Consider the following 10,753-nt stretch of genomic DNA (forward strand, 5'->3'; position numbering starts at 1 on the left):
GAAGCTGCGCCGACCTGACTAAGATATCGGATTACTTATTAAATTTTGAGTATCCGTTATGAACAAGCTGCTAACTTTCAAAGAACGCTGCGTTCTAATCGTCGTTCTCGCTATCTCGTGTGTCATTTATCTGAATGCGCCGGATAAAGCGCTGATTGTGAGCGGTCTGATGGTCAATTTTGCAATCGGCTTTGCCACGTTCTATTCGGCAAAGGCGACTGCCGATAGTGCCAAGTCCGCCCAAATAAGTGCGGACGTTGCATCTGCTGCGCAACGTCCGCGATTCGCTGTTTCACCACGTTCAAATGCAGTCGTTCGGAAATTGCCGAATACGGACTGTGAAGTTACGGTCCGATTTCAGTTGATGAACTATGGCGCGACGGCGGCGGAGATGGTGGACGTACGGCTGGGATATTGCGTGTCCGAAGTGCTTCCAGATGTACCTTCGTACGACTATGGTGGAGTTTCGTCGATTGGCACTGTCATTCAGGCCAAGGAGTTGCATCACATCAACACGATAATGCACCTTGATGCTGCCACGTTTGAAGACCTGCAGTCACGGAGAAAGCAACTATGGATTTATGGCTACATGGAATACAAAGACTATCTTGACGAGCTTTGGGTTAAGGGCTATGCCGCAATGTTGTCGTATTCCAACTTGCGGCGCATCGGATCTAGTTTCTTTGACCAGGCGGGAACGGAACGGGTGTCGCTAGAGCGTTGTCCGACAGGGAAGCGCACTCAGAGGTATGAATACACGCGTCGCCGTGCCGTTGACCGCGATAATGTTTCACCTGCTTTGTAGCAAGCGAAGCGTGATTAGGGTTGCCCCCTTTTGAGTAAGTCGTTGCACACCGTTCAGAGAATGGGCATACGTCTCTTGCGCTATGAGCACGCTTGCCGCCTCACGCCGGCAGCCTGAAGCTCCCTATCGCCTCGCGCAGCCCGTCCACCTGATCCTTCAGCGAATGCGCGGCGGCGGCGGCCTCTTCGACGAGCGCCGCGTTCTGCTGCGTCACCTGATCCATCTCGACGACCGCGCGATTCACCTGCTCGATGCCCGCGCTCTGCTCGCGCGAAGCGTGGCTGATCTCGTCGAGAATCTCGTTCACGCGGCGCACCGACTGCACGATCTCGGTCATCGTCGCGCCCGCGTTCGTCACGAGCGACGCGCCTTGCTGCACCGTCTGCGTCGACGTCTCGATGAGTGCCTTGATCTCCTTCGCCGCCGTCGCCGAGCGCTGTGCGAGGCTGCGCACTTCGGCCGCCACGACCGCGAAGCCGCGTCCCTGTTCGCCCGCGCGCGCGGCTTCGACGGCCGCATTGAGCGCGAGAATGTTCGTCTGGAACGCGATGCCGTCGATCACGCCGATGATGTCGCCGATCTGCTGCGAGCTCGCGGTGATGCGCGTCATCGTGTCGATCACGTCATCGACGACGCCGCTGCCGCGCGTCGCCACATCCGCCGCCTGTTCCGCGAGACGGGCCGCCTGCGCCGCGCTTTCCGCATTGTTCTTCACGTTGGCGGTCATCTGATCCATGCTCGACGCCGTCTGCACGAGCGCCGCCGCCTGTTCTTCGGTGCGCTGCGACAGATCGGTATTGCCCGCCGCGATCTCCGATGCGCCCACGTTGATGTTCTCGGTGCCGTTGCGCACGCGCGAGACGGTCTCGACGAGTCCGCGCTGCATCGTGTCGAGCGCGTGCAGGAGACTCGTCGAGTCGTCCGGACGAACGTCGACGGTGCCCGTCAGGTCGCCGCGCGCGATGCGATGCGCCGCGCCGACAGCCAATTCCAATTCGCCGCCCAGATTGCGCTTGATGCTGCGCAAAACGATCAGCATCGCGGCCGTCGCGATGCCGCCGAGCACCGCCGTGATCGCGAGCCAGCGTAGCGCGCTCGCCCAGAACGCGCTCTGCACGTCGTCCATGTACATGCCGGTGACGAGATACCAGTCCCACTGCGCGAAGCGCTGCGAATAGGAGAGCTTGCCGACCGGCTTGTCGCTGCCGGGCTTCGGCCACAGATAGCTGACGAAGCCGCCGCCTTGCTGATCGCCCGCCTTCACGATATCGACGAAAAGCCGGTTGCCCGCGGGATCGGTATAGGTCGAAAGATCCTTTCCGTTCATGGCGGGCTTGATCGGGTGCATCACCATCGTCGGATGCGAATCGTTGATGGACAGATAGCCGTCCGTGCCGTAGCGGATCGCGCCGACGACGTCGAGCGCGCGCTTCTTCGCTTCCTCTTCGGTGAGCGTCTTGTCGGCGGCGAGCGCCGCGTAGTGCGCCGTGACGGCGTACGCCTCGTTGACGAGCGTCTTCAACTGCTCCTTGCGGTCATCGATCATCGAGGTCCGGTTCTGCCACGCCCCGATGATCCCGATCGCGATCAGACCGATCCACAGCACGGCGATCAGCGAGCCGAGCTTCCTGTTCAACGTCATTCTGTTCATATTGCGCCGCCGCCTCTTTGCGTTGTCCGGTGCGACGGCGCACGCCGCCGCATGCCCGCTTTACGGCAGGCACGGGCGACGGATGTAGGGCGGGGAATACCCGTAGGTCGTTCGTCAGGTCGATGAGAGACGGCGAATCGGGTCTTTGTCGGGCGGCGCGTCGGGATGCTGCGGCTCGTCCGGCCGATGACCCGGCGACGGCGGCGTGAGCGGATCGGCTTCCGGATCGCGGTTCGGGTCCGCGATGGGATCCGGAACGGGACTGGTCTGCATGTCGAATTTCATGATGTACCCCGACAGGTGGACGGGCGCTACACGGACTCGTGCGGCGCCGGCATGTGCAGCGTGAACGGCTCTCCCGGATGCGCGCCGCCGGTGTTCGAGAGCGCGGCGCGGGCGCGGGCGGCGATCGCGTCGCTGCCGGTGTCGCGCGGATGTTCGTCGAGCACGATATGCGGCGTGCCGAGCGCGCGGGCCGCGGCGACGGGCGACGACGCGGCGGCGTCGTCGGAGACGAGCAGGCGCGCGTTGGCGATCAGGCGCGGCAGCGCGGCCGGTGCGACGGCGCCCGCGAGAAAGAGCGCGGCCGTCTGCATCGCGCCGAGGACGCCGGCGGTGCGCTCGGGATCGGGCGCGTCGCCGACGATGGCGATCTGCCAGCCGTCGGCAGCGAGTTGATCGGCGAGATCGGCATAACGTTGCGCGGGCCACGCGGGCGCGGCGTGGTGGCTGCCCGGATGGATCAGCACCAGGCGCTCGCGCTCGATGCCGTGGAACGCGGCGAGCGCGTCATAGGCGGCGGCTTCGTCGCGACTCGCGTTCGCGCATGGCGTCACGCTCGGCGTGTCGGGGACGAGCGCGGTCGCGAGGTCGTCGCTCAACGTCGAAAGGGGATTGGCTCGCATCCTGGCTCCAAGTGGCGTGTCCTCGTTCGATTTCCGCAAATCCGCGGGAGACGGCGCTTGGCAAGCACCCGCCATGCCCGGGACGTTTCTGGCGCGTCCTGCCCGAGAATTGCAGGCGGCGGACACAGATTGCGTCCGCAACCGTGACAGTTTGATTGTCGATTGCGGCATCTGTCACGTATTGAAGGAGGCGCGGCGGCGCTCGTCAAGGCGCGAGGTTTGTCGGCGCCGATGTAAAAAAAGCCGCCGCCTCGCGGTGGCGAGGCGGCGGCTTTTCGTGCGGCGCGCGGGCGTTTCAGGTTTCCGCGTTGCCGTCGTCGGCGGGCAGCGTCTTCGGCGTGAACGCTTCGGCGCGGCGGCGAATATGGTCGACTTCACCGGTGACGAACGTGCGCTCGTCGGCGGCGAGCGCTTCCTGATACGACGTGCCTTCCGGCACCCGATGCAGCAGTGCGCGCAATTCGCCTTGCGTCGTCTGCTCGACGGGTTCGTAATCGTACAGGCCGAGTTCCAGTTCGGCGCGTTCGTGGAGGATGAACAGGCACGACGCGAACACCGCGACGCCGAGCACTTCCTGCACGCCGAAGCGGAATTCGTGTGGCACGGGCGAGAACGGCAGCCACGCGATGAGCGCCACGCCCGCGAGCGCCACGGCGATGGTCACGTTCAGCAGGATGTGCAGACGCGCGACGATGCGCTCGCGTTCGGTCTTCAGTTGCCCGGCCGATTTCGGCACGAGCGCGACGAGAGATTGTTGACGGCGGAGTTCTTCGAGCGGGAGAGCGGCCATGGAGGTTGTCGTCGGGACCATCGGTAAGCGCCAGAGCGGCGCGACACCGGTATAACGCGCGGCTTACAGGACCGTTGACGGCGCTTTCGTCTTGTTTCGCCCTGTTTCGTCCTGTTGCATTTAGCGCGTCCGGTCCACGACCGGCGTGCGGATGGTCGCGGTGCCGTCCGCGATCTGCTGCGCGAAGACGAGCGCCTCGACGATCGTCCCGAAGACTTCCGCGCGCACTTTGTCGTCGGTCAGGCGCATCAGATACGACGGGTGATAAGTCGGCACGATGATGTGCCCCTTGTGCTCGATGGTCTTGCCGAGATACTCCGACAACGCCGTGCGATGCCCCGTGAGCGCCTTCAGCGCCGTCGCCCCGAGCGCGACGACGACTTTCGGCGCGATGCGCCTCAGTTCTTCCTCCAGCCAGTAGCGGCAGGCTTCGCGTTCGCGCTGCGCGGGCGCGAGATGCGCGCGTTCCTCGCCGTGCGCTTCCCATTTGAAGTGCTTCACCGCGTTCGTCAGATAGAGCGATGCGCGGGGAAGCGCGGCCTCGGCGAGCACTTCGTCGAGCAGTTTGCCCGCCGGACCGGCGAACGGCTTGCCCTCGCGATCTTCCTGATCGCCCGGCTGCTCGCCGACCAGCATCACGCGCGCATCGGCGGGACCGGTGCCCGGCACGGCCTGCGTCGCGTTGCGCCAGAGCGCGCAGCGCTTGCACGCGTCGAGCGACGGCGGCTCGTTCAGCATCGTGCCCTTGACCGGCTCCAGATCCGTGTTGATGGTCACTTCCATCTCGGGCGGCACGTTGAGCGGATGGCGGTCGCGCCGCGAGTAAGGATCGGCGCGGGAGATGAGCGCGGGATCGGTGCGCGCGTTCGGCGGGCTTTTCCAGTAGCGCACCGGCATATGCGACGCCATTTCGGCGGCGTTCGCCTGCGCGGGCGCGAAAGTGCTTTCGTAGTACGCGAGCCAGAGCGCCTCGATGGCGTCGCCGCTCACCGCCTCGCCGCTCATGGCCGTGTCGCCGAAGTCCATCGGCTTTTCTTCCGGCTCGCTCGTGCGGTCCACGCGCAGCAGCGCGCCGTCCCAGAAGGCGGCGCCGTGCGGCGTCGCGATCATCCACGTGGCGCTGCCCATGCGGGTGGCGAAATGCATCGCGGCGTGCTCCAGCAGGTCGTGCACCGGCTCGAACCAACTGATGAATTCGGGCGGCCCGAGCGACGAATCGCGATGCCGGAAGCGCAGTTTGTTGCGCATCTCGCGCTCCTCGGCCTCGACCGATTCGATCATCCGCCGCAGCCGATGACCGTCCGCGTCATCTGCCGATGCGATCGCGCGGTCGCCCTGCGTCCAGCACCACAGCGCCTTGTAGAGAAACGGCCAGCGGTCCGGCGCGCGGTAGCACGCCGCCGTTTCGAGCATGGCGAGGAATTCGCGCGCGACCCTGACGGGCTTCTTCGCGTTCGGATCCGCCGAGCCGGGCGGGGGCGGATAGAGGGAGCCGAACACCGTGGCCGAGGCATCGGTTTCGCGCCACTGCACGTTCGCGGGCTGCGCGCCCTCCATGAGGAGCGCGCGCGCTTCGGAACGCCAGGCAGCAAACGATGGATCGATGGTGACGCATTTCATCGGCGGTCGGAATCAGAAAAGTACTGTATATCCATACAGTGATTCTAGCGATGAAAGTGGCCTTCCGGCAACCATTCGACGACGATCGTGCCCTTTCACGGCCGGTGTGGCGGCCGCCGAAACATGGGAACGCTCATTGCTGAAATTGATCCGTCGCGGCGCTCGATTGCCTGAACACACCACACACGGAGCCGACATGCTTGCCATCGTCATTCCCGCTCACAACGAAGCCGCGCATATCGGCGCGTGCGTGGCGGCTGCGCGTCGCGCGGCGGATCATCACCAGTTGCTTGGCGAGGCGGCGCGCGTGATCGTCGTGGCCGATAGTTGCATCGACGAAACGGGCGACATCGCGCGGGCTTTGGGCGCGGAGGTGTCGTGCATCGACGCGCGCAACGTCGGCATGGCGCGCGCGCATGGCGCGGAACGGGCGCTGGCGCTGGGCGCGCGCTGGCTCGCATTCACCGACGCCGATACGACCGTCGCCGACGACTGGCTCGTGCGCCAGCTCGACTGCTGCGCGGACGCGGTGTGCGGCGTGATCGGCGTGCACGACTGGGCGCCGCATATCGGCGCGGTGCGCGAGCACTTCGGCCGCACTTACACCGACGCGGACGGGCATCGGCATATTCACGGCGCGAATCTGGGCGTCTCGGCGCGGGCGTACGTGCAGGCGGGCGGATTTCCGCCGCTGGAGTCGAGCGAGGACGTGGCGCTCGTCGAGGCGCTGATGGCGATCGGCGCGAACATCGAGTGGAGCGCGGCGCCGCGCGTGGTGACGAGCGCGCGGACGGATTTTCGGGCGAAGAAGGGATTCGGCGCGACGTTGCTCGAAGTGAGCAAGCGCTATTTGCCGATCGGCGCCGATGCCGCGGATTCGGCGGAGGCGATCGCGGCCTGACCGCTTCAGGCCGGTCCGAGATCGCTCGGCAAATCCACGTCCCGCAGCACATTCGGATCATCGACATCGACGACGAACGGCGTGCGCGTCGAAAAAATGCCGCGCGCGCCCGCATCGCCGTCGAGCGCGGCGAGCGCTTCGCGATGCGCGAGGCCGAATCCTGCCGGATGCCCGCGCTTGCCGCGATAAAACGGTGCGACGAGCTCGGCGCCTTCATCGAGCGGCCGCGCGACCGCTTCGTACGTCGCGGCTTCGATCCACGGCATGTCGCCCAGCGCGACGAGCCAGCCATCCGCTTCGGACGTCGCGCGCACTGCCGCCGCGAGCGCCGCGCCCATGCCGCGCTCGGCATCGATGCTGAAGATGACGTTGCAGCCCGCTTCGTTCAGGACTTCGGCGAGCTTTTCGGCGCCGGGACGCACCACGGCGATGACTTCGGCGGAAACCGCGAGCAGCCTGCGCGCCGATTGAAACACGACGGGCGTGCCGCCGGGCAGGGTGGCGAGCAGCTTGTTGTGGCGTCCGGTGGGATCGAAGCGGGTGCCGAGACCCGCCGCCAGCAGGATGCCGGTCGCGTTCGACGAATAGGTCATCGCGGCTGCTCGTTTGGGGATCGAATGGCGATTGTGCGGCGCATCGAAGAACGTCGCAAGGGTTGAGGGGGGCTTTGCGGGTTTTTGGGGGTGCTTGTGGATGGGCTGCTGTCGGCCAGCAGCGGCCGTTCACTAAGCAGGGGTACCCGACTTTGGAACGGCCGCGATACTTCGGAACCTGACCGAGGAGCGACGCACACAAATCGGCCTTTGCGGACGTTCGACGAGGTGCGAGTCGACGTCTGCGGTATGCGGAGGTGCGGACGTTGGCGCTACCGAGTTACGCAACGTCAATACCCAACCTTTCGACTCATACCTCCGACCCGAAGCGGTCCTAACCTAGAGGAGATCTAGTTGCCGGACAGCGGACGCTTGATCGCCGCCTGGCCTCCCCACCGTTTCGAATCCGTTTCGCCAACGGTAAGAGCAGCAGTTGTACGGCAGCTATGAAGCAGATGCCGAAAAAAACACCGAGACCGGAAGGCCAGGCATGCCTCGCGAATGCCCGCGATCAATCGGATGCATCAGTAGTAGGAAACATCTTGCAAGCAGTCGCCTCCAATTTGGCGCAGCCTAATTCTGCCATTGGTCTTTCTGTTCGTGTAGTAATGGCCAGAAAGTTCAAGCACTTTTTCTCCATTTACTTGGACGTATCGTACGTCAAAGAGTGTTGACCCTGTGTATATCTGCCAATTTGGATTTTGTGGTGTGACGCGGTGTACATAGTACAAGCGTGGCTGCCCACTCTCGCTAACAGGAGTAGACTCGAGAGTAATTGATTTTGAAGTTGGTGTATGCAAATCAATTTGAGTATGACTAAGCGTCTGGCGAATTACGGCGCGAGCCGTGAGCTGCCCTCCTTCGAACGTGATTTCACCCTCCCATGCACCGTTAATATCAGGAAATAGAGAGCCATCAAATAATCTCATGAGAGACCATATCCGACGAGCCGTAAAATTGGACCCAATCAGGAAAATCAGGAGCGCAGTTACAGCAGATGAAATCGAAAACAGTTTGAATAGAGACGTAGTTGGCGAAAAATGAAGAATGAGTGCGTAGACCGCGATGCTGAAAAATACTGTGAGGCCGACGGCCAACTTGATCAGACTTGAAAAATTTATGATTCTGAACATCAGCGCTCCAGATTTCGATAGCTATATAGTTGTGCTTTTCCGTGGCTCTTGGCGGCCATTAGGGCGACGTACGATTCCCTCAGGGAATCCCCAGTTCCTGCCGAGAATGTAGCGCACTCTTTCCCTAGCTCTGAAATTTCTTCGAAAATCTCATTTTCCGAAATTGAGAAGGTTTCGGTGTGACCCGCAACGCCATCAGCCCCACAAAAAATTATTGAAAACCCAAGCTGCTCAAGATAGTCAGCCATTCTGCGCGTCGTTTCAATCATTTTTTGATTGAGTTCAGTAAGTGATATCGCGTCGTTACCAAGATAATATTTTGTGATTCGCTGGCCAATGTCGTCGCCGTCAATCGTTATAAACATTTCATTTACCCCAAAGGCTGTCGCAAGACACTTTAATCGCGCCTGATCGATCAGGTAGCTATTTGCGTATCAAGCCGGCAATTCTATAACTTCACATTTGCACCGTACAGCGAATCGTCGTGCGCGCGCTCGGAGCAGCCCAAAGACCGTCCAGTCATGCCAAGCTCAGCGGCGGCGTTCATGAGCGCACCGAAGTTGGCTTAAACCCAGCAGGTGAGTGATCCATCTCGAAGCAGGTGGTACTGTCTGTTGACGCAGATGAACTGCGTTTTGTCAGTTCGTTGCGATCTCAGTGGCGTCGACGATTGAGCTTCGGGTCGTGCCTAGCAACCCGCTCGGCACGTTGAGATGGCGCTCACGCTTGACCGTTCTTGGCCGCGCTGGGCCCGGGCCTTTCTCGCCTTTTGTCCGCGTTCGAAAGAGCGTGCGCCGTGCCTCAGAACCGCACCGAATGCGACCTCGTTCGCGCCGTTGCCAACCAATCGTGAGCACACCCCGTTTGCGCGCACGCTCGGGCAACGGATTGCTCTTCTTCCGTCCACAAGCCAATCAATAAATGATTGTGCTGTCGAGCGTTCTTCTTGCACGTTCTAGTGCAAGCGCGCGGTCGAACTGGTATTGCTGACCCGCATCATAGTCGGCCGCAACGTTGTTAATCGTGTCGGTCAGTTCTACCCGCAGTGCCGTTAAAGCATTTATTTTCTGAGTCGTATCGAGGATGAGGCGGCTCCCATCCGGAGCTCTCAAACTCTTCGCATACGAGGGGTTGTTCTCCAGTTGGCGCAAATACTCGTCGACGCGGCCCAAGAGCACTAATGGAAAGAAAGGATTAACTTTGAGCTTCTCGTCCGGCATGTGATAGATAAGCCCCGCAATTTCATAGCTCGACAGCCCGATGTCAGCATCAGCGTCTCTGCAAAGGCATTTCAACAAACGAATTGCTTTTTTGGCGGATTCGTCGCTAGCCTTGTCCTTTGCATTGATTAGCATCATATGCCTAAAGGGGCTGTTGCGCAGCGTCGTGTGCGTGTGTTTATCAAGAATGGCAACGTCTCGAAAGTATTCCAAGTGCAAACGTTGATAGTCGACCGTATCAATCCAGTGCGATGGGACAATGTCGACCTTGCGTGCGAGCGACCCTCCCGAGACTGCGATTGCTTTAGCGCCACTCGTGTCAACTTCAGCGGCTGGATACTTTTGCGCCAAGTATGTTTCACAGAAGGCACGCAAGTCCACGAGCTCTTTGAGTGTCGATTTCGGACCCGTCGAAAAGTTGTAGCTATTTGGCTGAACCGCTGGTTGGTCGACTTGGCAGAACCAAGCCGCTAGGACAAGCAAGTCAACGTCGGAAGATGAATAGATATGCACATTCAGGGGCACGGAGCCTTGCAATCGGGTCTCAACCGAATAGAGCTTCTGAGAAGTGAGTTGGTCAGCAACACGCTGGCCATCACGCAAAGAAATCTTCGTGTACTCAGCGGGCACCTCCGCCATACAGCCTAACGCATATCGCGTCGCGTCCCCTTTCCCCTTCGTCTCAAACGACTCCATCACCGGCCTTGGCACCGAGTCAAAAGTCAGGCTTTTAACCGTTGGTGTTCGTCGATTCCGCAGTTTTTGCAGCTTATCCGAATACTTTGTGCTCATATGTCTCACTCGACCTTTGTCAGCCGCATGTCTCCGTACGTGAAGCGTCCCATGTTGTTGAAATAGAATCCTTCGGCTCTCTTGCCATCATCGCTGAACGTCAGTTCGCAGTAGCCATAGTGCGACTCCAGTCCGTCCGTGGTTCTACCTTGAACCGAAGGTGTATTCGCATACGAGTACATCAGAAGCGCACGACCATCGACGTCCTGTAGCGCAGCGGACTTACTGAACGATTCCGAAGATGCGGTGGTAATCCGCCCGTCCAGTAAGCGGGATCAGAAGTAGAATTTCCAGCAAAGGGAGTTCTACGCAATGAAGAAGTCGAAGTTCACAGACAGCCAGA

At 61.1% G+C, this 10,753-nt stretch carries 12 protein-coding genes; 2 read left to right on the forward strand and 10 right to left on the reverse strand.

Going from position 1 to position 10,753, the window contains the following annotated elements; translation table 11 throughout:
* The first annotated feature begins 58 nt into the window (after positions 1 to 58).
* The gene (locus NOV72_RS30980; protein ID WP_106858323.1) at positions 59 to 805 is read left to right on the forward strand and encodes a hypothetical protein; all 747 of its coding nucleotides are present in this window, start codon (positions 59 to 61) and stop codon (positions 803 to 805) included.
* 100 nt (positions 806 to 905) lie between these two features.
* On the opposite strand, the gene NOV72_RS30985 is transcribed toward NOV72_RS30980, so the two are convergent.
* The 5 genes from NOV72_RS30985 to NOV72_RS31000 form a co-directional block, all read right to left on the reverse strand.
* The gene (locus tag NOV72_RS30985; RefSeq protein ID WP_106858324.1) at positions 906 to 2,447 is read right to left on the reverse strand and encodes a methyl-accepting chemotaxis protein; all 1,542 of its coding nucleotides are present in this window, start codon (positions 2,445 to 2,447) and stop codon (positions 906 to 908) included.
* Between the two features lie 123 nt (positions 2,448 to 2,570).
* A complete protein-coding gene (locus NOV72_RS32510; protein ID WP_181291203.1) occupies positions 2,571 to 2,741 on the reverse strand; it encodes a hypothetical protein in 171 nt (56 codons plus the stop codon).
* Between the two features lie 26 nt (positions 2,742 to 2,767).
* Positions 2,768 to 3,361, reverse strand: a complete 594-nt coding sequence (locus NOV72_RS30990; protein ID WP_106858325.1) for a glycosyltransferase family 9 protein — start codon at positions 3,359 to 3,361, stop codon at positions 2,768 to 2,770.
* A 295-nt stretch (positions 3,362 to 3,656) separates the two neighbouring features.
* The gene (locus NOV72_RS30995) at positions 3,657 to 4,151 is read right to left on the reverse strand and encodes a hypothetical protein (RefSeq protein WP_106858326.1); all 495 of its coding nucleotides are present in this window, start codon (positions 4,149 to 4,151) and stop codon (positions 3,657 to 3,659) included.
* 120 nt (positions 4,152 to 4,271) lie between these two features.
* Positions 4,272 to 5,771, reverse strand: coding sequence for a UdgX family uracil-DNA binding protein (locus tag NOV72_RS31000; RefSeq protein WP_106858327.1), 1,500 nt, complete (start codon positions 5,769 to 5,771; stop codon positions 4,272 to 4,274).
* Positions 5,772 to 5,967: 196 nt separating this feature from the next.
* On the opposite strand from NOV72_RS31000, the gene NOV72_RS31005 reads away from it, so the two are divergent.
* On the forward strand, positions 5,968 to 6,672 hold the full coding sequence (locus NOV72_RS31005) for a glycosyltransferase family 2 protein (protein ID WP_106858328.1): 705 nt from the start codon (positions 5,968 to 5,970) through the stop codon (positions 6,670 to 6,672).
* Between the two features lie 5 nt (positions 6,673 to 6,677).
* Here NOV72_RS31005 and NOV72_RS31010 read toward each other — a convergent pair whose 3' ends face one another.
* From NOV72_RS31010 to NOV72_RS33175, 5 genes are all read right to left on the reverse strand, one after another.
* Positions 6,678 to 7,265, reverse strand: coding sequence for a nucleotidyltransferase family protein (locus NOV72_RS31010; protein ID WP_106858329.1), 588 nt, complete (start codon positions 7,263 to 7,265; stop codon positions 6,678 to 6,680).
* A 524-nt stretch (positions 7,266 to 7,789) separates the two neighbouring features.
* On the reverse strand, positions 7,790 to 8,398 hold the full coding sequence (locus NOV72_RS31015; protein WP_106858330.1) for a Cap15 family cyclic dinucleotide receptor domain-containing protein: 609 nt from the start codon (positions 8,396 to 8,398) through the stop codon (positions 7,790 to 7,792).
* A complete protein-coding gene (locus NOV72_RS31020) occupies positions 8,398 to 8,763 on the reverse strand; it encodes a mCpol domain-containing protein (protein ID WP_106858331.1) in 366 nt (121 codons plus the stop codon). Before NOV72_RS31020 ends, NOV72_RS31015 begins: the two co-directional genes overlap by 1 nt.
* 549 nt (positions 8,764 to 9,312) lie before the next feature.
* On the reverse strand, positions 9,313 to 10,410 hold the full coding sequence (locus tag NOV72_RS31025; protein ID WP_146150068.1) for a nucleotidyltransferase-like protein: 1,098 nt from the start codon (positions 10,408 to 10,410) through the stop codon (positions 9,313 to 9,315).
* Positions 10,411 to 10,415: 5 nt separating this feature from the next.
* Complete coding sequence (locus tag NOV72_RS33175; RefSeq protein ID WP_181291205.1) at positions 10,416 to 10,676, reverse strand: Cap15 family cyclic dinucleotide receptor domain-containing protein; 261 nt, start codon at positions 10,674 to 10,676, stop codon at positions 10,416 to 10,418.
* Positions 10,677 to 10,753 lie beyond the last annotated feature (77 nt).

Source organism: Caballeronia novacaledonica (assembly GCF_900258035.1).
In the GTDB taxonomy this organism is placed as follows: Bacteria; Pseudomonadota; Gammaproteobacteria; order Burkholderiales; family Burkholderiaceae; genus Caballeronia; species Caballeronia novacaledonica.

Bases quoted from the DNA above. Each gene is read 5' to 3' on its own strand.
- NOV72_RS30980 (WP_106858323.1), top strand. From the start codon at position 59: ATGAACAAGCTGCTAACTTTCAAAGAACGCTGCGTTCTAATCGTCGTT.
- NOV72_RS30985 (WP_106858324.1), bottom strand. From the start codon at position 2,447: ATGACGTTGAACAGGAAGCTCGGCTCGCTGATCGCCGTGCTGTGGATC.
- NOV72_RS32510 (WP_181291203.1), bottom strand. From the start codon at position 2,741: ATGAAATTCGACATGCAGACCAGTCCCGTTCCGGATCCCATCGCGGAC.
- NOV72_RS30990 (WP_106858325.1), bottom strand. From the start codon at position 3,361: ATGCGAGCCAATCCCCTTTCGACGTTGAGCGACGACCTCGCGACCGCG.
- NOV72_RS30995 (WP_106858326.1), bottom strand. From the start codon at position 4,151: ATGGCCGCTCTCCCGCTCGAAGAACTCCGCCGTCAACAATCTCTCGTC.
- NOV72_RS31000 (WP_106858327.1), bottom strand. From the start codon at position 5,771: ATGAAATGCGTCACCATCGATCCATCGTTTGCTGCCTGGCGTTCCGAA.
- NOV72_RS31005 (WP_106858328.1), top strand. From the start codon at position 5,968: ATGCTTGCCATCGTCATTCCCGCTCACAACGAAGCCGCGCATATCGGC.
- NOV72_RS31010 (WP_106858329.1), bottom strand. From the start codon at position 7,265: ATGACCTATTCGTCGAACGCGACCGGCATCCTGCTGGCGGCGGGTCTC.
- NOV72_RS31015 (WP_106858330.1), bottom strand. From the start codon at position 8,398: ATGTTCAGAATCATAAATTTTTCAAGTCTGATCAAGTTGGCCGTCGGC.
- NOV72_RS31020 (WP_106858331.1), bottom strand. From the start codon at position 8,763: ATGTTTATAACGATTGACGGCGACGACATTGGCCAGCGAATCACAAAA.
- NOV72_RS31025 (WP_146150068.1), bottom strand. From the start codon at position 10,410: ATGAGCACAAAGTATTCGGATAAGCTGCAAAAACTGCGGAATCGACGA.